The following is a 20781-nucleotide window of genomic DNA, read 5'->3' on the forward strand; positions in this document are numbered from 1 at the left end:
CACTCCCTAGGTCGCTCCCCAGTTGCCCGCCGGCGCCCTGCCGGTGGATGTTGTCGAATATCCCATCGATGATTTTCTTGGCGTCTCTGCGCCGCAGGCACGTTCGCGCCGCGGCAACTTGAAAAGGAATCGATATGACGACACAAACCGGCACCGTGAAATGGTTCAACGATGGCAAGGGCTTCGGCTTCATCGCCCCCGATGACGGCAGCAAGGACCTGTTTGCCCACTTCCGCGAAATCCAGGGTGGCAGCGGCTTCAAGACCCTGGCGGAAAGCCAGCGCGTGCAGTTCGAGGTGACGCAAGGCGAAAAGGGACCGCAGGCGTCCAACATCCGCGCCGTCGAATAAGGCGCCAGGCCCGGGCGGTGTCCACCCCGGCCGTACCTTCTCCCGAAACGCGGCCCTGGCCGCGTTTTCTTTTTTTGGAAGGCGCATCCCCATGAAAAACCTGCAAGACGTCACCGAGCGCATCTGCGAACTCAAGGGCAGCCTCATCGCCATCGACGCGCTGCTGCCGGCCCTGCTCGATGCCCTGCCGTCCGGAGCGCAGGGCACGCTGGCCCGGTCGTTCGACGCGCACGTCGAAGCGGCCCGGACCGTGATGCTCCACGCCCCCATCTCCGACCATGTGCTGTCCACCTTCGAGCGCGACGCCGCCCGCATGCACGGCGTGATCGCCGCGCTGCCTGGCACGCCGGCGCCGCTGGCCGAGTCCGAGTCCGAGTCCGGACCCGTGGCGCAGTCCCAGGCCCCGGCCACCGAATCCGTGCTGCTCACCAGCACGCGCATCAGCACGTTCGACGGGCCGCGCTCGCTGACGGGCGCGAGCGGGTTCTTCTTTCGGCGCGACGGTCGGCTTTTCCTGGTGACGAGCCGGCACGTGCTGGCCGACGCGCCCAGCGCCCATTTTCCGGACCGCATCGAAATCGACCTGCACCTGCATCCGCAGGACCTCACGCGCGTCGCCGTGTTCTCGCTGCCGCTGTACCGCGACGGCCTGGGCCTGTGGCGCCAGGCGGTGGACAGCGGGGGCGAGGTGGACGTGGCCGCGATCGAGATCGACACCGCCCGCCTGCCCGAGGGCTGCGTCTTCGAGGCGTTCGACGCCAGCCACCTGCAGGCCGCGGGCGATCCACCCCAGGTCGGCGATGCGCTGGTCGTGATCGGGTTTCCGCTGGGGTTTCACGACACGGTGCACCGCCTGCCCGTGGTGCGCTCTGCCTCGGTGGCCTCGGCCTACGGCGTGCGGTTCCAGCAGCAGGGCTATTTCCTGACCGATGCCCGCACCCACCGCGGCAGCAGCGGCGCCCCGGTGCTGCGCCGGCGCGTGGGCACCGGACCGGCGCCGCTGCCGTGGCAGCTGCTGGGCGTGCACTCGACCCGCATGGACATGAGCACCCGCGACTTGGTGCAGGACGAATCGCTGGGCCTGAACTGCGCCTGGTATGCCGATGTGCTGATGGCGCTCACCGGCCCGGGGCCGTCGGCCGCCCCGCCCGTGGCGGCCGACTGAGCCACGGCGCGCCGAACGGCGCATCGGCACGACGCCGGGGGTGGCGGGCCCGCAACGCAGGGGCCACGGGATGGGCGCAGCGAGAGGGCACCGGGTGCGGCTTCTTTCCATTTTGCTATTAAATTAATAGCGATATGCCCTAGTGTTGATTGTGCTGGAGGCCAAAAATACCGAAACCGTTGCCGAGGGCAGCACCGTGACCTCCTGTCCGGCCGTGCTTGTGCTGCACCGCGTTGTCGCCTACCGTGTGCCTTCCCTGAGGGCGGCAGCCTTGGCGCCACGGATTCGATCCCCGAGTTCCGGCCGGTGCGCGCGCCAGCCCTGTGAAGAAAGTGCGCATATGAACGTCGTGTTCCTGGGCAAGGTGGCGGAACAGCCCCTGCCGTTCACCACCTCCGACCCCGAGGAAATCCAGCATTTCGAGCTGCTGCGCGCCGCTGGCCTGCTGACGGGCACCACCGCCGTGGAGGAGGAGGGCGGCCCGGTCTGCGCCCGGATCACGGGCTTCACCGAGGAAGGCCGCGCGCTGCAGGCGCTGGATGTGCAATTGCAGCGCATGCACCTGCGCGGCCTGCTGCGCCGCCTCTCCCTGGCCGCCTGACCGCAGGCGGTAGCCCGGGCCAGTGCAGGCCCACGGCATCGGGGCGAACGGCGCCCGGCGAAGGGGCGGGAGACATCCCCAGCGAACGGCGCTAATATCTGTGTTTATATACAGTCTTTGGCTGGCCGCAGGCAGGCGTCGAACCGGCGCCGCCCCTGGCCCAGCCCGCAGCCAAGGCGCCGTCCATGTCCGAATTCCAAATCCCACTGCACGCCATCAAGGGGCGGGGCGCCGCGACGCGGATCCCGCACCGTTTCCTGCGCGATGCGCGCGACGCCTTCGACGATGGTTGGGCTGAGCCCGGCGAAGGGCCGGACGCCGCTGAGCCCCAGGCCACGCGCGTGGTGCGGGAGACCGCGCGCAGCGCCATCTGCGCCAACGACTCGCCGGACATCTTCTTCGAGCACTCGGTCAACCCCTACCGCGGGTGCGAGCACGGCTGCATCTACTGCTACGCGCGGCCCACGCACAGCTACCTGAACCTGTCGCCGGGGCTGGACTTCGAGACGCAGATCATCGCCAAGCACAACATCGCCGAGGTGCTGCGCGGCGAACTGGCCCGGCCCGGGCACGTGCCGCAGCTGCTCAACATCGGATCGGCCACCGACTGCTACCAGCCTGTGGAGCGCGAGCTGCGCCTGACGCGCGGGCTGATCGAAGTGCTGGGCGAGGCCCGCTACCCGTTTTCGGTCATCACCAAGTCGAGCGGGGTGGAGCGCGACCTCGACCTGCTCGCCCCCCTGGCGCGCGACCGTCTGGCCGCCGCCTACGTGACCATCACCACGCTGGACGCCGCGCTCGCCCGCCGCCTGGAGCCGCGCGCCGCCGCGCCGCACCGGCGCCTGCGCACCATCCGCGCGCTGGCCGAGGCTGGCGTGCCCGTGGGCGTGAGCGTGGCGCCGCAGATCCCGTTCATCACCGAAGACATGGAACAGGTGCTGGAGGCCGCGCGTGACGCCGGCGCCACGACCGCCTTCTACACCGTGGTGCGCCTGCCCTGGGAGGTGGCGCCGCTCATGCGCGAGTGGCTGGCGCTGCACTACCCGCAGCGCGCGGCGCGCGTGATGGCCCGCATCCAGGACCTGCACGGCCTGAGCGCCGAGGCCCGCGCGGCGGGCAAGAGCTACCAGAGCGACTTCGCCACGCGCATGAAGGGCACGGGGCTGTGGGCCGACCTGGTGCGCCAGCGGTTCGCCACCGCGTGCCGGCGCCTGGGCCTGAACCGCCAGCGCGTGGAGCTCGACCTGTCGCAGTACCGGCCGGCACTGGCACGGGGGCAGGGCGTTCTTTTTTAGAGTTGCCTCCGCGCACGCTGAAGGAAATGGATGCGGGCGGCTGCCCGGCGAGCCCAAGCCTCAAGGCTTTGCCGCTTCGAGCAGACGGTCGCGCAGCTCCAGCCTGTCGGGCATGTCGATGTCGGAGAGCGCAGACAGCCAGATGCCGTCCGTCGCGAACCTGACCAGTGCGAATCGGGTGTCTCGATCCGTGGCGTCGTGCCGGTCCCGTTGTGCGTTGAACCAGGTGGCCCAGGCGTGCCTGAGCTGGGCTTCGGTCAGTATGGAGATCGACAGCGCTGCCTTGGGGTGTCGCTGCTCTTTCAGTCCGTTTCCAGCAAGACCTTCACGTAGGCAGGGGTGAAGACGCCGGCGGCTTCGGTGTCGTTGGCCATGTAGCAGTCCAGCCAAGCCGGCCCGTGATTTCGCCGACTTTGTGGCCTCGGTGGCCCAGGACGGCACGTGCAGAGCACACAGCGCTCACTGATCTGGCACTGGCCCGGGCCTGAAGCTGCGCCGCACACGCCGTCGGCTCAAGCCTGCGCAGCGCTGGCCAGCAGCGCGGCCACCAGCACCTGCATGCCGCGCATCAGCGGCTTGTCCTGCCGCATGATGATTCCCAGCTCGCGCGACAGCGCGGGCCGCAGCGGGCGCACCTGCAGGGCCGTGCGGTCCGCATCGCGCAGGGCCATGGCGGGCAGGATGCTGTATCCCAACCCGGCGGCCACCATCTGCTTGATCGCTTCGATGCTGCCCAATTCCATGGTGGGCCGGGCGCGTACGCCGCCGGCCAAGAGCCACGCTTCGGTCCGCTGGCGCGTGTTGGTGCCAGGCTCGAACAGGATGAGCGGCATGTCTGCCAGATTTTTGGGCGTGACGGTTCTGGGCAGTGCCGGTGCCTGCACGGCGCTGACGGCCACGAACGCGTCTGTCAGCGCGGTGGATACCGTGAGCGCACGGCTGGCGACCGGCAGGGTCACCAGCCCGAGATCGAGCGCATTCAGCTCCACGCGGCGAACGATGTCGTCGGTGTTTCCCGTGGTGACGACGACGTGCAGGGCCGGGTGCGACGAGCGGATCTGCCGCAGCAGCGCAGGCAGCAGATGCAGGCAGGCCGTCGCGCCGGTGCCCATCCGCACGGTGCCCTGAACGCCGTCGGCATGGCTGGACACCGCGGCGGCGGCCTGCATGCCGGCGTCCAGCAGCCCACGCGCGTGCCCGGCCAGTGTCGTGCCGGCGGCAGTGGGGGCAACCGTTCTGCCCACCCGCTCGATCAGGCGCAGGCCGGCTTTGCGCTCGAGTTCGCGCACCTGTGCACTCACGGCGGGCTGGGTCACGCCGAGCTGCTCGGCCGCGACCGAGAAGCTGCCAGTGTCCAGCACCAGAATGAACGCCTGCAGCTGATCGAAGGTGAAGGGTAGGGCCATAATTTTTATTATGCAGTGAAGAGTGTGTAACAACTTCTCTTATTGTGTCAGAGGCTCCACCATGCATGCCATGAATGCCATCCACATCCCACCCGTCATGCCTTGCGCACCCACCACCACCGTCATCGTCGAGGCCGCTTCGTCCCATGTCCCAGCGCTGCGCGACATCTACGGCCACTATGTGCAGACCGCCATCTGCACCATGGAAGAACAGGTTCCCACGCTGGCCGAGATGCACCGCCGCCACGATGCGCTGCGCCGCGAAGGGCTGCCGTGGCTGGTGGCGCTCAGAGGCGGCGAAGTGGTCGGCTATGCGTATGCGAGCCGGTATCGCCCGCGCCTTGGATACAGCCGCACGGTAGAGACCTCCATCTACGTGCGCAGCGGATGCCACGGCCAGGGGGTGGGGCAGGCCCTGATCGATGCGCTCGTGCAAGCCTGCGAATCCTTGGGATTGCGCCAGATGGTGGCGGTGATCGTGGACGACGGTGAAACCGCCGGCTCCATCCGTCTGCATGAGCGCTCCGGATTCCGGCGCGTCGGCGTGTTCGAGCAAGTCGGCCGCAATGTGGACACGATCCTGATGCAACGCAGCCTGATGCTGGCCACCACGGCCCGCGCCGCCTGCGGATGAGTGCGGGTGCGTGCACCAGCGCTGCGCGCTCGCCGAAAACTGCGCGCCCGCGCAGCCAGAACGCCATTCGCTGCCGTGCAGCGGCATGCGTTCAGTGGCACGCCGAACGCCACCCTCCTGAGCCGGTGGTCGATGGCGCCGCCCTGGAGCCAAGCCGATGAATGCCGCTGCCTGGGCCTGAACCGCCAGCGCATGGAGCCGGACCTCTCCCAAACCCGGCCCGGCCTGGCGGGGGGCTGAGCAGCCTGTTCTGGGCCCGCGGAGGATCGCGCGGCCGGGGGGGCTGCAAACAATCTTTCGCAATGCGCCGGACAACGCAACTTGCTGCTGTCGCCGGCCCCCGCTTCAGTGCCACGCGGGGCGGCCGCGGTTCTAAGCTCGGCCGTGAATGTTCTGTGGCCGCTGCCGTTTCCTGCGGTGGCCGGCTTTCCGCCATTTCCTGCTGTCTGGAGTGCGACCCATGGCCTTGCGTGATTTCAAAGTGCTGACCTTCGACGTGGTCGGCACCCTCATCGATTTCGAGGGCGGCATGCTCGCCTATCTGCGCCGGGCCGTGCCCGGCAGCGCCGTGAGCGACGAGGCGTTCCTCGCGGCCTACCGCGCCGCGCGCAAGAGCGGCGACACCTGGACCTATCCCGACGACCTGGAGCGCTGCTGGCATGCGATCGCGCCGTCGCTGGGCCTGCCCGACAGCGAGGCGCTGGCGCGCGGCTTGCGCGACTCGGTGGCCGACTGGCCGGCGTTCCCCGACTCGGTGCAGGCGCTCCAGCGCCTGCGCGGGCATTTCAAGCTCGTGACCATGACGAACGCCCAGACCTGGGCGCTGGAGCACTTCCAGAAAGCGCTGGGCTCGCCCTTCGACCTGCTGCTGAGCTGCGACGACGCCTTGTGCGAGAAGCCCGACGCGCGCTACTTCGCCTATGCCCGCGGCCGCTACGAGGGCGCCTGGGGCTACCGGCAGGCCGACAACCTGCACGTGGCGCAGAGCCAGTACCACGACATCGGCATCTCCAAGCGGCTGGGCATCGCCACCTGCTGGATCGAACGGCGGCACGGCATGAAGGACTCGGGCGGCACCATCGAATCCGAGCACACCGTGCCGGACTACCACTTCCACACGCTGGCCCAGCTGGCCGACGCGGTGGAGGCGGGGCAATGAGCCTGGACGGCCACGAGCGCTTGCCGGCGCTGGAGGGCCTGGAGCGCATCGCCCGGCCGGTGGCCGACCTGCTGCCCGAACTCGTCACGCTGCGGCGCGACCTGCATGCGCACCCCGAGCTGGCCTTTCAGGAGCGGCGCACGGCCGGCATCGTGGCGCAGGCGCTGCGGCTGCTCGGCCTGGAGGTGCACGAAGGCATCGGCGGCACCGGCGTGGTCGGCACGCTGCGCTGCGGCAGCGGGCCCCGCAGCGTGGGCCTGCGCGCCGACATGGATGCGCTGCCCATGGTGGAATTGGGCACGGCGTCGCATGCCAGCCGCCACCCGGGCGCGCACCACGGCTGCGGTCACGACGGCCACACCAGCATGCTGATCGGCGCGGCGCGCCAACTGGCGCGCACGCGCGGGTTCGATGGCACCGTGCACTTCATCTTCCAGCCCGCCGAGGAAGGCAAAGGCGGCGCGCGCAAGATGATCGAGGATGGCCTGTTCGAGCGCTTTCCGTGCGACAGCGTCTACGCGCTGCACAACTGGCCCGACCTGCCGCTGGGCCATGCCCAGACCCGGCCCGGGCCCATCATGGCCGCGGCCGACCGCTTCGATATCGCCGTGCGCGGGCGCGGCGGCCATGCCGCGCAGCCGCACCACACGCCCGATGCCATCCTGGCCGCGAGCCAGCTGGTGGCGCAGCTCAACACCATCGTGGCGCGCCGCATCGACCCCGGCGAGTCGGCCGTGCTGTCGGTCACGCGCATCGAGGGCGGGCACAGCCACAACGTGCTGCCGGCCGAGGTGCAGATCACCGGCACGGTGCGCAGCTTCGACGCCGCATCGCAAGACCGCATCGAGGCCGCGCTGCGCGCCACCGCCGAGGGCATTGCCCTGGCCAGCGGCACGCAGGTGGAGGTGACCTACCTTCGCTACTACCCCGCGACGGCGAACACCCCGGCCGAGGCGGATCTGGCACTGCAAGCCGCACGCGCCATCGGCCTGCAGGCCGGCGTGGCACCGCGCGCGGCCTTCACCTCGGAAGACTTCGCCTTCATGCTGCAGCGCCGCCCGGGCGCCTACCTGTGGCTCGGCCAGGGCCGCGCCGAGCCCGGACCCGACGGGGAGCGCGCGCTGCACCACCCGTGCTACGACTTCAACGACGACGCGCTGCCGCTGGGCGTGCGCTGGTTCTGCGAGGTGGCGGCGCGCGCCCTGGCGCCGGCCTGATGCGGGCTTGAAGCCTGGCATCGCCCAGGCGCCGCACTTTGATTCCTTCCATCCACTTCATCGACCCAAGGGACCATCCCATGAGCATCACCGTGCTGCGCCAGTCCGCCACCCTCGGCGGCTTCGAACACCAGGGCACGCCCGCCCGTCCTTTGACCCTGCCGCCGTGCGAGTTCAGCGGCATCGACGTCGATCTGCAGGGCGCGGGCGAGAACCGCTCGGGCCTGTGGGAATGCACGCCCGGCTGCTTCGAGCGCCAACTGGCCAATGCCGAGGTCATGCACATCCTGGCCGGGGCCTGCACCTTCACGCCCACGGGCGGCGAGCCGCAATCCATTCGAGCCGGAGACACGCTGTTCTTCCCGTCGAACACGACGGGCGAGTGGCATGTGACGCAAACGCTGCGCAAGGTGTTCGTGGTGCTGGCGGCGTAAAGCCTTTACCGGCGCCTGCGTTCAGGGGCGTGCAGGTCCGTCGCCGATCGGCGCGGGCAGCTTCGCGATCACCTTGATTTCGAACTGGAAGCCGTAGAGCCAGGTCACACCCACGCCGGTCAGCGTGGGGTGGGGCGCGTTGCCCCAGTATTCCGGCACGATGGCCCACACCGTCTCGAACGTCGATTCGGGATCGACGAGGAAGACCGTGACATCCACCACGTCGTCGAAGGTGCAGCCGGCCGCTTGCAGGATGGCGTTCAGGTGGTCGAACGCCAGCCGCACCTGCGCCGGCAGGTCGGGCTCGGGCGATCCATCCTCGCGGCTGCCGACCTGGCCCGACACGAACAGGAAGCCGTTGGAGCGGACTGCTGGCGAATAGCGGTTGCGGTCGTAGAGCGCGCGGCGCCCGGCGGGGAAGACGACGTCGCGTTGGGGCGTGCTGGTGGAGTTCATCAAAGGTTTATCGGGGCGAAGCCGCCCGGTGGTTGGCGATGAAGGCACTGTAGGCAGCGGCGTGCGGGGGATAAAGGGCCCAGTCCACCCATCACTGTTTGTAGACTCCAAACAATCCCACCGCCACCGCCACCGAAAGCACAGCGCCCATGGACCGTTTCGATGCAATGCAGGCCTTCGCCCGCGTGGTGGAGGCCGGCAGCTTCACCAAGGCGGCGGAGACCCTGCACATGAGCAAGACCACCGTGACCCAGCTCGTCCAGCAGCTGGAGGCGCGGCTGCGCGTGAAGCTGCTGAACCGCACGACCCGCAAGGTCAACGTCACGGCCGATGGCGCGGCCTATTACGAACGCGTGGTGCGCCTGCTGGCCGACATGGACGATGCCGAGGGCAGCCTGTCCAGCGCCTCCGCGCTGCCCCGGGGCCGCCTGCGGGTGGACGTGCCCAGCCCGCTGGCCCGCGCCATCCTGGTACCGGCGCTGCCGGCCTTCCACGCCCGGTACCCGGACATCCAGATCGACATGGGCGTGAGCGACCGCATCGTGGACCTGATCGGCGAGAACGTGGACTGCGTGGTGCGCGGGGGGGAGCCCACCGATCCGTCCCTGGTCGCGCGGCGCGTGGGCGACCTGCAGCTGGGCGTGTATGCTGCGCCCGGCTACCTTGAGCGCGCGGGTACGCCGCTGCACCCGAACGAGCTGGAGAACTCTCACCACCGCACGGTGGGCTTTCTCTGGGCGCGCACCGGCAAGGCTTTGCCGTACGCCATGCACCGCGAGGGCGAACGCCTGGCCGTGCGGGGCTGCCATGTGTTCTCGGTGGACGACGGCAACGCGTACCTGGCGGCCGGCGTGGCGGGCCTGGGCGTGCTGTGGCTGCCGGACTACCTGGCGCGCGAGCCCCTGGAGCGGGGCGAACTGGTGCGGCTGTTCCAGGACTGGCGCCTGGACCCGATGCCGCTGTACATCGCGTATGCGCCGCACCGGCACGTCAGCCCGCGGCTGCGCGTGTTCATCGAGTGGGTGGCCGGCCTCATGGAGCGGCATGCGCCCCTGGCCGGCCGGCCACGGGCGTGATGCGGGCCTGTCAGGCCGCCTGCTGCGCCGGCTGCGATGCCGCGAACCGGCCGATGAAGTAGGGCGCCAGCGGAATCGACGTCTGGCCCGTGGCGATCAGTTCGGCCATGGTCTCGCCCACGCCGGGGCTGATGGCGAAGCCCTCGCCGTTGAAGCCGAAGGCGTAGTGCAGTCCCGCCACCTTGGCGCTCGGCCCCATCACCGGCTGCCAGTCAGGGGTGTAGCCCTCGATGCCGCTCCACACGCGGATCAGCTGCACGTGCTCGAACGCCGGCACGAAGCGGCGCAGCTCGCGCAACTGGCGCAGCACGTTGTCGGGCTTCACGTAGGCGCGGATGCGGTCGGCATGCGCGGGCCCTTTCAGGCCGCCGCCGAAGACGATGTTGCCGCGCGCAATCTGCCGGAAGTACAGGCCTTCGGTCTCGATGGGGGACGACAGGCCGATGGACGGCCCGAGCGCGTAGGGCAGGGGCTCGGTCACGCCCATCTGCGGGCCGCGGGCCTCTATCGGCACGGGCTCGCCGAACTGCTCGGCCATGCGGTTGGACCACGCGCCGCAGGCCACCAGCATCTGCGGGGCGCGAAAGCGCCGGCCATCGGCCGTGTGGGCGACGAAACCGTTGGCGTCGCGCTCCACCTGCATCACCTCGGCATGCTCGACGATGTTCGCGCCCGCACGCCGCGCCGCGCGGGCGAAGGCCGGGCCGGCCAGGCGGGGGTTGGCGTGGCCGTCCTGGGGCGAGTAGGACCCCGCCACCACGCCGGGCGCGAAGATGCCCCAGCGCTGGCGCAACTGCTCGGCGGTGAACAGCTGCAGATCCAGCCCCAGGGGCTTGACGTCGTGCGCGTGCTTTTCGAGCACCGCGGCCTGCTTTTCGGTGTAGCACACGCGCAGGTGGCCGTAGGGCACGAACTCGGCGTCTTCGCCCAGCAACGACCGGATGCGGCCCCATACGGCGCGCGCGCGGTTGGCCAGCGGCATCTGGTGCAGCTCGCGCCCCTGGCGGCGCACGTTGCCGAAATTGGTGCCGCTGGCCTGGCGGCCCACCAGTTCGCGCTCCAGCAGCGTGACGGACAGGCCGTGCTGGCGCAGGAAGAAGGCCGTGGTGGTGCCCATCAGGCCACCGCCCAGCACCAGCACGTCGGTGTCGTGCGTCGTGGTGTTCTGGCTGCCGTGGTTCATGCCTGCACCTCGCGCGTGTTCATCATCAAAGGCTTGACCGGTGCCTGCGACCGCAGGCGGCCCACCTGTTCCACGGGAACGTGGCAGGCACTCGCGACGATCTCCGCCGCGGCATGGCCGCAAAAGCGCCCCTGGCAGCGCCCCATGCCGACGCGGCTGAAGGCCTTGGCGCGGTTCACTTCCTGGCTGTCCATCTCGCTCACGCAGCGGCGCAGTTCGCCCGCGGTGACGGCCTCGCAGCGGCACACCACGGCCGCATCGGGCAGTGCCGCGGCCTGCGCATGCGGCCAGGGAAAGGCCCGCGCCAGCCCCTGGCGAAAGCGGTCCATCTGGCCCAGCGTGCGGCGCAGCGCGGGCGCCTCCTGGCCGTAGCGGGCGCTGCCGGCGGGATGCTTCAGGTCGGCCAGCGCCGCCAGGGCGGTCAGGCGGCCCGCGGCCTCGGCCCCGTCGGCCCCCAGGATGCGCACGCCGTCGCCCGCCAGGTACACGCCGGGTGTGCTGCTGCGGCCGTCCGCGTCGATGCTGGGAAGCCACTGGCGGCTCACGGGTTCGAAGGCGAACGCGCAGCGTGCCAGATCGGCCAGTTGCGTCTCGGCCCGCAGGTGCCAGCCCAGGCCCACGGCATCGCATTCGAAGCGTCGTTCCTGGCCCTGTGCGTCGCGCACGGCCACGGCCTGCACACCCAGGCGGTCGTCGCCGTCGATGGACAGTGGCGCCACACCCTGCAGCACCGGCACGCCTGCCGCCCGCAGGCCGCGGATCAGCCCCAGGCCGCGCAGCGCGAGCGTGGGCCGCGCCAGCAGGCCCGCGATGGCGGCCCAGGGCTTGGATGCGGGCGCGGTGTCGAGCACCGCCGCCACGCGCGCGCTGGCCTGCACGTACTGCGAGGCCACCAGGTACAGCAGCGGCCCGCTGCCCAGAAAGACGACCTGCGAGCCGATGGCGCAGGCCTGGGCCTTCAGCGCGATCTGCGAGGCGCCCAGGCTGTAGCAGCCGGCGCGGTGCCAGCCGGGCACGGGCATGAGGCGGTCGGTGGCGCCGGAGCACACCAGCAGCGCGTCGAACGGCAGCGTCTGTGGCTCGCCGGCATGCACCACGTGCAGTTCGCCGGCGGTCACGTTCCAGGCCAGGGTGTCGGGCCGGTAATCGACCGATGCGCGCAGGGCGTCGAAGTCGCGGTGCAGCGCCTGGGCCTTGCCGGCCTCGCTCCCGTATAGCTTGGCGTAGGGCCGCTTGAAGCCTTCGGGCTGGCGGCGGTAGATCTGCCCGCCGTCGCGCCGGCTTTCATCGATCACGGTGGGGCGCAGGCCGGCCTGCACCAGCGCCTGGGCGGCGCGCACGCCGGCCGGGCCGGTGCCGACCACCACGATGCGGGGCGAGCCGGTAGGGGGGGTGATTGGGGTGGCGGTGGGGGCGCTCATGCCGCGTCCCCTTGCGCATGGCGCGCCAGCGATTCGCGCAGGTCCGGCGTCACCGGCCATTGCGCCGCGGGCGGGTGGGTGAGCACCTCCATGCCGGCTTCGGCCTGGGTGGAGCAGGCGCGCAGCCGCCCGCCCGAAGGTGTCCACACCCAGCAGTCCTGGCAGGCACCCATGAGGCAAAAGCCCGCGCGCGGGCCGTCGCCGAACTCGCTGTCGCGCACCCGCCGGCCGTGTTGCAGCAGTGCCACCAGCAGGGTGTCGCCAGCGAGCGCGGCGGCAGGCAGGCCATCGATCGTCAGGGCGATCGGGGGGCGATCGGTCTCGGCCAGCCGCACGAAGCGGGCCGGCGGGCGGTGGGCGGTATCGGGCATGGGCGTCTGGAGGGAAGTCAGCGCTGGTGGGGGAAAAGCCGCTCGATGGGACAGTGCGTCTTGATGAACGGCGTCTTGATGACGATGTAGCTGAAGTACTTGGAGATGCCGAGGTTGCGTTCGAGCAGGTCCTCGATCACCTCCTGGTAATGGTTCACGCCGCGCGTCAGAAAGCGCAGCAGGTAGTCGTAGCCGCCGCTCACCAAGTGGCATTCGAGCACCTCGTCCACCTCGCGGATCGCAGCCTCGAAGCGCGTGAAGTCTTCGCGGCGGTGGTCGGTGAGCGTGACCTCGGTGAACACGGTGAGCGTGTCACCCAGCTTTTCCAGGCGCAGGTGCGCGCCGTAGCCGGCGATGTAGCCCGCCTGCTCCAGGCGCTTGACGCGGATCAGGCAGGGGCTGGGCGACAGGCCCACCGCGTCTGCCAGGTCCACGTTGGTCATGCGCCCGTTCTTCTGCAGCTGCGCGAGGATGCGCAGGTCCAGGCGGTCGATCTTGAAGGCTTCGTTCATCATGGCGGCATCGGGGCGTGAAGGAGGCTTCGATTCTGCGGCGGCGCGCAGTCGCTGTGTTGGTGTTGCCGCTGGTTTCAGCCCTTGAGCGCGGCGCGCACGTCGGGCGCGTCCAGCACGTCGTCCAGCGTCTTTCGCAGGCGCTTGAACATTTCGGCGAACTCGTCCTCGGTGTAGGTGAGTGCGGGCGCAAAGCCAAGAATGTTGTCGCCGAAGGCGCGGAACACGATGCCGTTGCGGTACGCCGTGGCCGCGATGCGTTCGGACAGGCCCAGCGCCGGATCGAACCCGCGCCGGGTCGCCTTGTCGCTCACCAGCTCCAGCGCGCCCAGCAGGCCGCGGTGGCGCGAGTCGCCCACCAGCGGGTGCGCCAGCAAGGCATCCAGCCCGGCCGCGAAAGGCGCCGCGCCGCGCTGGCCGTTGGCGAGAATGCCGCCTTCCTCGTACAGCCGCAGCACTTCCAGCGCCACCGCCGCGCTCACCGGGTGGGCGGAGTAGGTGGCGCCGTGGCCGATGGGCGCGCCCTCGGGTGCACCGTCGGCGATGCCGGCGTAGAGCGCGTCCGAGATCACCGTCGCCCCCATGGGCACGTAGCCGGCCGTCAGGCCCTTGGCCAGCGTGAGGATGTCGGGGGACACGCCTTCGGCCTCGCAGGCGAACAGCGGGCCGGTGCGGCCGAAGCCGGTGATGACCTCGTCCACCACCATCAGGATGCCCAGCTCGCGCGTGGCCTCCCGCATGGCCTTGAGCCAGCCCTGGGGCGGCACGATCACCCCGCCCGATCCCTGGATGGGCTCGCAGAAGAAGGCCGCCACGTTGTCGGCGCCCAGCTCGGCCACCTTGGCCCGCAGCGCCGCCACCGAAGCCGCGATGATGGCCGGGCCGTCCGACGGGTCCGCGGCGCGGTAGGGGTTGGGCGAGGGAATGTAGTGCTGCGTCGGCAGCGGCAGGTCGAACCCGCGGTGGAAGGCGGGCAGGGCGGTGAGCCCGGCACCCGTGGACGACGAGCCGTGGTAGCCGCGCTCCAGCGCGATGAAGTGCTTCTTGGCCGGCTGGCCGATGGCATTGTGGTACTGCACGATGAAGCGCACGGCCGCATCCACCGCTTCGGAGCCGCCCAGCGTGAAGTACACGTGGTTCAGCGATTTTGGCGTGATCTGCACCAGTTTTTCGGCCAGAAGAATGGCCGGCTCGCTGCTGAAGTGGAAGTAGCCCGTGGCGTAGGGCAGGCGGCGCATCTGCTCGGTGGCGGCCTGCACCACGCTCTCCTGGCCGTAGCCCACGTTCACGCACCACAGGCCGGCGAAGGCGTCCAGCAGCTCGTTGCCCTTGGCATCGGTGAGCCATGCCCCCTGGCCCGAGGACAGCACGGTCGGGCCGCGACGCTCGTGCGCTCGCCAGGGCGAGACGGGGTGGATCAAATGCGCGCGGTCGATGGCATCGAGCGAGGCGAGCTGGGGCAGGTCGGTGAGTTGGGTCATGGCGGGGTCCGGTCGCGGGCCAGGGGTTCGGTGGCGGTGGTGAGGCGTCTGTCGATGGCCCCAAGGTTAGGCCAGGGGCCGCTGCGCGTGGTGCTGCTTTGGCGGGGTTTCGCGCAGCACGCTGCGGTTGTTGGCGCGGTGGCAGCAGATCGTGCGGTGCCCCCGGGGCGCTGGCTGCCGGCCGCCATGCGTCAGTAGCCGCGCGAGCGGTCCACCAGCCCCACCATGGGCTCGCCCGCCTCGAACCGGCGCAGGTTGTCGACCACCACGTTGGCGGCGCTCAGGGGCTGGGTCATGCTCGCGATGTGCGGGGTGAGCTGCACGCGCGGGTGCCGCCAGAAGGCATGCGACGGCGGCAGGGGCTCGGGGTCGGTCACGTCGAGCACCGCCTCGCCGATCTGCCCCACGGCCAGCGCGGCCAGCAGGTCGGTGTCGATCAATTGCGGCCCGCGCCCCACGTGCACCAGCCCGGCACCGGCCGGCAGTTGCGCGAACAGGTCCTTGTTCAGAAAGCCCCGCGTGGCATCGGTCAGCGGCAGCAGGCACACCAGGATGTCGGTGCGCGCCAGGAAGGCCGGCAGTTCATGCCGGTCCGCGTAGCAGTGCACGCCGGCGAACTGGTGGCGCGAGCGGCTCCAGCCCGCGCAGTCGAAGCCCAGGCCCCGCAACTGGGCCAGCACCGCCTGCCCGAGCGAGCCCAGGCCCAGCACGCCCACCCGGCGTTCGCTGGCCGGGCGCACCGGCAGCACGCGCCATTCGCCTTGCTGCTGCTGGCGGCGGTACTGGGGCATGTCGCGGTGCAGGCCCAGCACGGCGTGCGTCACGTACTCCACCATGCCCTGCACGATGCCGGGCTCCACCATGCGCACCACGGGCAACTCGGGCGGCAGCGCGGCGAAGTCGAACTGGTCCACGCCCGCGCCCGATGAAAACAGCACTTGCAGCTGCGGAAAGCGCGTGGCCAGGTCCTGCGGCGGCTCCCAGGCCGCGAGAAAGCGCACCTGGTCCGGGTCGCCGATGTCGGGCCAGATGCGAAAGTCGATCTCGGGCGCGCGGTCGCGGAACACGCCGGCCCACTGGCGACCGCGCACGGGGTCGGATTTGTAGAGAAAGGTGGTGGAGGTCACGGCAAGGCCCGGCAGGGTGGATCGTCGAAGGGGTGGGCTCAGCCCAGCGCCTGGGTGACCAGGGCGAACAGCCGCGGGGCACCGTGCGGGGCGTCCGATGCGGTGGGCAGGGTGCCGCCGCGCACCATGGTGGTGGGCGCGTCCACGCGCAGCAGGCCGATGCTCTCCAGCCACTCGGCCAGGCCGCTGTCGAAATCGATGTCGATGCGCGTGAAGTGGCCGGCGTTCATGCCGGCCAGGTGGGCGATCAGCGCCTTGGCGCTTTCCGCATCCGGCGCCACGACGGGGCCGATGGCGTGCCCGCGGCCGAAGCGCCGCAGCAGCGCGAAGCCGCGCTGCTCGCCGTCGTGGTCCAGCACCACGCAGGCATCGCTGCGGGCCAGCAGGTCGTCGATGAGCGCATCGCGCGGCATGCCGCGCGCCTGGGCGTCGAGCCGGTGCAATGCGGCCGCCTCGTTCAGGCCGGAGGGGCGCAGGCGCCAGCCGGGGGGCAGGGCGATCAGCGGCGTGGGCCGGGCCACGCCCTGGTGCTGGCGCACCTCGCCCGTGCGCACGAAGCCCAGGCGCTCGTACAGGCCGCGCCCCTCGGCGGTGGCGTGCAGCAGCACCGTGTGGCCGTCCAGGCCGTCGAGCAGCGTGGTCATCAGGCGGTGGCCGATGCGGCGGCCCTGGCAGGCCGGGGTGACGAGCACCAGCCCGATGGTGGCGTGCCGATCGCCCCACTTCCAGCGCTGGGCGGTGGCGATGGTCTGCCCGTCGCGCTCGGCCACGAGGCCATCGGAATGCGCGAACACCTGCTCCCAGTCGGCCAGCCGGTGCGGCCAGCGCAGTTCGGCCGACAGCGCCTGCGCCTGCGGCAGGTCGTCGGGCGTCATGGGGCGCAGCAGCACGCCGTCCTCGGCGGTGGCAGGGGTGGCGGGCAGGGCGGTGGAGAGCATGGGCGGCGTCCTCGTTGCGAAGGGATTGGGCGTCTATCTTGGACGACATCGGCAGGCCGCACCACCCCGAATTCGGGTTTGCCCGCAACTTGCAAGCTTCGTCTGCCGGGCGCGTGCGTTTTGCAATTCGCTGCGGTGACGCGGGGCGTTACGGGCACAAATGCTGGACCTTCCTGCCTAGCATCGAAGCACCTTTTTCCAACTGCGCGCAGCCCCTTGCGCGCCCCCGTTCCATGCTGCTTTTCGATCCCCGGTCCATCGCCGTTCCTGCCGGCCACTTCATCGGCGGGCGCCTCGTGCCCGATGCCGGCCGCATCGCCGTGCTGCGCCCCTCCGACGGCCAATGGCATGCCGACCTGCCGCTGGCCGATGCAGCCACCGTGGACGCCGCGGTGCAGGATGCGTGGCAGGCCTGGCGCACCACGGACTGGGCACGGCGCGCCCCGCGGGAGCGCGCCCGCGTGCTGCGCCGCTGGGCTGACATGATCGAAGCCGACGGCCCGCAACTGGCGCCGCTGGAGGCCGTGTGCTCCACCCGCCCGGTGCGCGATGCCGCTGCGTGGGACGTGCCCTTCACCGCCGAAGGGTTGCGCTTTTTCGCCGAATATGCCGACAAGCTCGGCGGCGAGGTGGCCGCCACGCGGCACGACCACCTGGGCATGGTGGTGGCCGAGCCCTATGGCGTGGTGGGCGCCATCACACCGTGGAATTTTCCGCTGGTGATGATGTCGTGGAAGGTCGGCGCCGCGCTGGCCGCAGGCAATGCGGTGGTGCTCAAGCCGTCCGAGATGACGCCGTTTTCCGCCGTGCGGCTGGCCCAGCTGGCGGTGGAGGCGGGCGTGCCGCCCGGGCTCTTCAATGTGGTGCAGGGCGATGGCCGCACCACCGGCGATGCGCTCACGCGGCACCCCCGGATCGCCAAGATGACCTTCACCGGATCGACGCGCACGGGCGCCGCCATCATGGCCACCTGTGCGCTGCAGGGCCCCAAGCCCGTCACGCTGGAGCTGGGCGGAAAGAGCCCGCAGCTCGTCTTCGACGACGCGCCCGATGTCGACCGGCTGGCCGGCCTCATCGCCGGTGCCATCACCGGCAACGCGGGCCAGGTGTGCGTGGCGGGCTCGCGGCTCATCGTGCAGCGCGGCATCGCGCCGGAACTGGTGGAGCGCATCGGCGCGCGGTTCGCCGCGCTGCGGCCCGGCGCCACCTGGGACGACACCGCCACGCTGCCACCCATCATCTCGGCGCCACAGGCCGCACGCATCCTGGACATCGTGGAGCGCGCGCGCGACGCGGGCGCCCAATTGCGCTGCGGCGGGGGGCTGTTCGACGACGTGGCCGGCGGCGTGGCGGCCGGTGCGGCGGGCGGAGCGTACTTCCAGCCCACGCTGCTCGAAGGCGTGGCGGCCGACAGCCCCGCCGTGCAGGAAGAGATCTTCGGCCCCGTGCTCACGGTGCAGACCTTCGACACCGAGGAAGAGGGCCTGGCCCTGGCCGCGCACGCGCACTACGGCCTGGCGGCCGGCGTGCACACCGCCGACATCGGCCGCGCGCTGCGCGCCATGCGCGGCATCAGCGCGGGCACGGTCTGGATCAACCGCTACGGGCGCAGCGCGGACTTCGTCATTCCCACCGGCGGCTACCACCAGTCGGGCATCGGCAAGGACCTGGGCCGCCAGGCCGTGGAGGCCAACCTGCGCTTCAAAAGCGTGCTCATCGACTTTGCTGCAGCGCACTAACGGTGCGTTGCCGCACGCCGGCGGTGCAGACCGCATGGCATGCCGCAAGGCCCCCGGCAAACCGCAGCTTTCGCGCGCCGCACCCCTGCATTTCCCTATGACACCCGCGAAACCGCGTGCTTCAATCACTTCGTAATGACACTGTCGCAAACGCCAGATAAGGCGCTGCGAACCGCCCCGGTCGGTGACCGGCCCAACCCGAGGATTCCGAGACCATGACCTTCCGTCCCAAGTACGTGACCTTCGACTGCTACGGCACGCTCACCCGCTTTCGCATGGGCGAGATGACGCGTGAACTCTTCGCCGACCGCATTCCGGCCGAGCGCATGGAGCAGTTCATCGCCGACTTCAGCGCCTACCGCTTCGACGAAGTGCTGGGCGACTGGAAGCCCTACGAAGTGGTGCTCAAGAACGCCGTGCGCCGCCTGTGCAAGCAGTGGAAGATCCAGTACCTGGACGCCGACGGCCAGAAGTTCTACGACGCCGTTCCCACCTGGGACCCGCATGCCGACGTGCCCGCCGGCCTGGCCAAGGTCGCCAAGGAGATCCCGCTGGTGATCCTGTCCAACGCCTCCGACGACCAGATCCAGAAGAACGTCGCCATGCTCGGCGCGCCGTTCCACCGCGTGTACACCGCGCAGCAGGCCCAGGCCTACAAGCCGCGCCTGAAGGCGTTCGAATACATGCTCGACTCGCTGGGCTGCGGCCCGCAGGACGTGCTGCACGTGTCCTCCAGCCTGCGCTACGACCTGATGTCGGCCGACGACATCGGCATCAAGAACAAGGTGTTCGTGAACCGCGGCCACGGCCCGGGCAACCCGGCCTACCACTACGTGCAGATCGAAGACATCGGCGGCCTGCCGGGCGTCGTCGGCCTCTGAGCGGTTTTTTACCTTCCTTCCCACAGCCCGCACGCCCCTTGCCATGAAGCTCGAGTCCTACTGGAACGATTCGGTCCCGCCGCTGGCGCTGGCGCCGCACGATCTGCCGCGGCAGGTCGATGTCGCCATCGTCGGCGCGGGCTTCACCGGCCTGTCGGCCGCCCTGGCCCTGGCCCGGCGCGGCGCGAGCGTGGCGGTGCTGGAGGCGGGCGCCAGCGTGGCGCCCGAAGCATCGGGCCGCAACGGCGGCCACGTCAACAACGGCCTGGCGGTGGACTATGCCGAGGTGGCCGCCAAGGTCGGCGTGGCGCAGGCCCGGGCCTGGTACCACGCCTACGACGCCGCGGTGGACACCGTCGCCCGCATCGTGCGGGACGAGGCCATCGACTGCGATTTCCTGCGCCACGGCAAGCTCAAGCTCGCCACCCGGCCCCACCACCTGGAGGCGCTGCGGCGCAGTGCCGAGCGGCTCATCGCCGACGGGGTGGATACCGACGTGGAGATCCTCGACGCCGCCCGGGTGCGCGCCGAGGTGCAGAGCGACCGTTTCGAAGGCGGGCTGCTGTACCGGCGCAGCGCGCAGATGCACATGGGGCGGTTCGCTCAAGGGCTGGCCCTGGCCGCCCAACGCCAGGGCGCGCAGATCCACACCGGCACCTGCGTGGACCGCATCGAGCGCGTGCAGGGCCAGGTGCACCGGCTGCACACCGCGCGCGGCGCGGTGCAGGCCAGCCAGGTGCTGCTGGCCACCGGCGCCTCGCGCCACGGCGGCTACGGCACGTTCGGCTGGCTGCGCCGGCGCATCGTGCCCATCGGCAGCTTCATCGTGGTGACGGAGCCGCTGGGCGCAGCGCGCGCGCAGGCCCTGCTGGCCGAGCGGCGCACCTACGTCACCATCGCCAACATCCACCACTACTTCCGCCTCACGGCCGACCACCGGCTGGTGTTCGGCGGCCGGGCGCGCTTTGCCATCTCCAGCCCGCAGCAGGATGCCGCCAGCGGCGAGATCCTGCGCGCCGGCCTGGCGGAAACCTTCCCGCAACTGGGCCGCGTGCGCATCGACCACTGCTGGGGCGGCCTGGTGGACATGACGCAGGACCGCCTGCCGCACGCCGGCGAGCGCGACGGCCTGTTCTATTCCATGGGCTACAGCGGCCACGGCACGCAGATGTCGGTGCACATGGGCGAGCGCATGGCCGCCGTGATGGCCGGCGATGCTGAGGCCAATCCCTGGCGCGGCCGCGACTGGCCCGCCGTGCCCGGCCACTTCGGCCCGCCGTGGTTCCTGCCGGCGGTGGGGCTGTACTACCGCCTGAAGGACCGGCTGGCCTGACG

At 70.6% G+C, this 20781-nt stretch carries 22 protein-coding genes; 12 read left to right on the top strand and 10 right to left on the bottom strand.

Features of this window, described 5'->3' with window-relative positions; genetic code table 11:
• The first annotated feature begins 134 nt into the window (after nt 1-134).
• From cspE to M5C96_RS07940, 4 genes are all read left to right on the top strand, one after another.
• A complete protein-coding gene (cspE, locus tag M5C96_RS07925) occupies nt 135-350 on the top strand; it encodes a transcription antiterminator/RNA stability regulator CspE (RefSeq protein ID WP_272552015.1) in 216 nt (71 codons plus the stop codon).
• 91 nt (nt 351-441) lie between these two features.
• A complete protein-coding gene (locus M5C96_RS07930) occupies nt 442-1515 on the top strand; it encodes a S1 family peptidase (RefSeq protein ID WP_272568361.1) in 1074 nt (357 codons plus the stop codon).
• A 340-nt stretch (nt 1516-1855) separates the two neighbouring features.
• Nucleotides 1856-2116 (top strand): hypothetical protein, encoded by a 261-nt coding sequence (locus M5C96_RS07935; RefSeq protein ID WP_272568362.1) that lies wholly within the window; start codon nt 1856-1858, stop codon nt 2114-2116.
• Nucleotides 2117-2301: 185 nt separating this feature from the next.
• The gene (locus tag M5C96_RS07940) at nt 2302-3411 is read left to right on the top strand and encodes a PA0069 family radical SAM protein (protein ID WP_272568365.1); all 1110 of its coding nucleotides are present in this window, start codon (nt 2302-2304) and stop codon (nt 3409-3411) included.
• A gap of 60 nt (nt 3412-3471) precedes the next feature.
• Here the strand turns inward: M5C96_RS07940 and M5C96_RS26905 are convergent, their stop codons facing one another.
• On the bottom strand, nt 3472-3852 hold the full coding sequence (locus tag M5C96_RS26905) for a hypothetical protein (RefSeq protein WP_349816798.1): 381 nt from the start codon (nt 3850-3852) through the stop codon (nt 3472-3474).
• Nucleotides 3853-3923: 71 nt separating this feature from the next.
• A complete protein-coding gene (locus tag M5C96_RS07945) occupies nt 3924-4817 on the bottom strand; it encodes a LysR family transcriptional regulator (RefSeq protein ID WP_272568366.1) in 894 nt (297 codons plus the stop codon).
• A 61-nt stretch (nt 4818-4878) separates the two neighbouring features.
• On the opposite strand from M5C96_RS07945, the gene M5C96_RS07950 reads away from it, so the two are divergent.
• From M5C96_RS07950 to M5C96_RS07965, 4 genes are all read left to right on the top strand, one after another.
• On the top strand, nt 4879-5451 hold the full coding sequence (locus M5C96_RS07950; protein WP_272568369.1) for a GNAT family N-acetyltransferase: 573 nt from the start codon (nt 4879-4881) through the stop codon (nt 5449-5451).
• 460 nt (nt 5452-5911) lie between these two features.
• Complete coding sequence (locus M5C96_RS07955) at nt 5912-6610, top strand: HAD-IA family hydrolase (RefSeq protein ID WP_272568371.1); 699 nt, start codon at nt 5912-5914, stop codon at nt 6608-6610.
• Nucleotides 6607-7827 carry a M20 aminoacylase family protein gene (locus M5C96_RS07960; RefSeq protein ID WP_272568372.1) on the top strand — a complete coding sequence of 407 codons (1221 nt, stop codon included), beginning with the start codon at nt 6607-6609 and terminating at the stop codon, nt 7825-7827. The genes M5C96_RS07955 and M5C96_RS07960 overlap by 4 nt, the downstream gene beginning before the upstream one ends.
• An 80-nt stretch (nt 7828-7907) precedes the next feature.
• Nucleotides 7908-8261, top strand: a complete 354-nt coding sequence (locus M5C96_RS07965) for a cupin domain-containing protein (RefSeq protein ID WP_272568373.1) — start codon at nt 7908-7910, stop codon at nt 8259-8261.
• Between the two features lie 21 nt (nt 8262-8282).
• Here the strand turns inward: M5C96_RS07965 and M5C96_RS07970 are convergent, their stop codons facing one another.
• The gene (locus M5C96_RS07970) at nt 8283-8717 is read right to left on the bottom strand and encodes a RidA family protein (protein WP_272568374.1); all 435 of its coding nucleotides are present in this window, start codon (nt 8715-8717) and stop codon (nt 8283-8285) included.
• A gap of 149 nt (nt 8718-8866) precedes the next feature.
• On the opposite strand from M5C96_RS07970, the gene M5C96_RS07975 reads away from it, so the two are divergent.
• Nucleotides 8867-9793, top strand: coding sequence for a LysR family transcriptional regulator (locus M5C96_RS07975; RefSeq protein WP_272568375.1), 927 nt, complete (start codon nt 8867-8869; stop codon nt 9791-9793).
• A 10-nt stretch (nt 9794-9803) separates the two neighbouring features.
• On the opposite strand, the gene M5C96_RS07980 is transcribed toward M5C96_RS07975, so the two are convergent.
• The 7 genes from M5C96_RS07980 to M5C96_RS08010 form a co-directional block, all read right to left on the bottom strand.
• On the bottom strand, nt 9804-10976 hold the full coding sequence (locus tag M5C96_RS07980; protein WP_272568376.1) for an NAD(P)/FAD-dependent oxidoreductase: 1173 nt from the start codon (nt 10974-10976) through the stop codon (nt 9804-9806).
• On the bottom strand, nt 10973-12397 hold the full coding sequence (locus M5C96_RS07985) for an FAD/NAD(P)-dependent oxidoreductase (protein ID WP_272568379.1): 1425 nt from the start codon (nt 12395-12397) through the stop codon (nt 10973-10975). Before M5C96_RS07985 ends, M5C96_RS07980 begins: the two co-directional genes overlap by 4 nt.
• The gene (locus tag M5C96_RS07990; RefSeq protein WP_272568380.1) at nt 12394-12768 is read right to left on the bottom strand and encodes a (2Fe-2S)-binding protein; all 375 of its coding nucleotides are present in this window, start codon (nt 12766-12768) and stop codon (nt 12394-12396) included. The genes M5C96_RS07985 and M5C96_RS07990 overlap by 4 nt, the downstream gene beginning before the upstream one ends.
• Before the next feature lie 17 nt (nt 12769-12785).
• Nucleotides 12786-13280: an Lrp/AsnC family transcriptional regulator gene (locus tag M5C96_RS07995; protein ID WP_272553201.1), complete on the bottom strand. Its 495-nt coding sequence runs from the start codon at nt 13278-13280 to the stop codon at nt 12786-12788.
• A gap of 77 nt (nt 13281-13357) precedes the next feature.
• Nucleotides 13358-14761: an aspartate aminotransferase family protein gene (locus tag M5C96_RS08000; RefSeq protein WP_272568382.1), complete on the bottom strand. Its 1404-nt coding sequence runs from the start codon at nt 14759-14761 to the stop codon at nt 13358-13360.
• A 191-nt stretch (nt 14762-14952) separates the two neighbouring features.
• Complete coding sequence (locus M5C96_RS08005; RefSeq protein ID WP_272568384.1) at nt 14953-15888, bottom strand: 2-hydroxyacid dehydrogenase; 936 nt, start codon at nt 15886-15888, stop codon at nt 14953-14955.
• A 38-nt stretch (nt 15889-15926) separates the two neighbouring features.
• Complete coding sequence (locus M5C96_RS08010) at nt 15927-16826, bottom strand: GNAT family N-acetyltransferase (protein WP_272568386.1); 900 nt, start codon at nt 16824-16826, stop codon at nt 15927-15929.
• A gap of 233 nt (nt 16827-17059) precedes the next feature.
• Here M5C96_RS08010 and M5C96_RS08015 point away from each other — a divergent pair, with 233 nt between their 5' ends.
• The 3 genes from M5C96_RS08015 (at nt 17060) to M5C96_RS08025 (ending at nt 20779) form a co-directional block, all read left to right on the top strand.
• Nucleotides 17060-18565 carry an aldehyde dehydrogenase family protein gene (locus M5C96_RS08015; RefSeq protein WP_272568387.1) on the top strand — a complete coding sequence of 502 codons (1506 nt, stop codon included), beginning with the start codon at nt 17060-17062 and terminating at the stop codon, nt 18563-18565.
• Nucleotides 18566-18780: 215 nt separating this feature from the next.
• A complete protein-coding gene (locus M5C96_RS08020; RefSeq protein ID WP_272568388.1) occupies nt 18781-19446 on the top strand; it encodes a haloacid dehalogenase type II in 666 nt (221 codons plus the stop codon).
• Nucleotides 19447-19489: 43 nt separating this feature from the next.
• Nucleotides 19490-20779, top strand: coding sequence for an NAD(P)/FAD-dependent oxidoreductase (locus M5C96_RS08025; RefSeq protein WP_272568389.1), 1290 nt, complete (start codon nt 19490-19492; stop codon nt 20777-20779).
• The last annotated feature ends 2 nt before the right edge of the window (nt 20780-20781 follow it).

The organism is Acidovorax sp. GBBC 1281, assembly GCF_028473645.1.
Taxonomy (GTDB): Bacteria; Pseudomonadota; Gammaproteobacteria; order Burkholderiales; family Burkholderiaceae_C; genus Paracidovorax.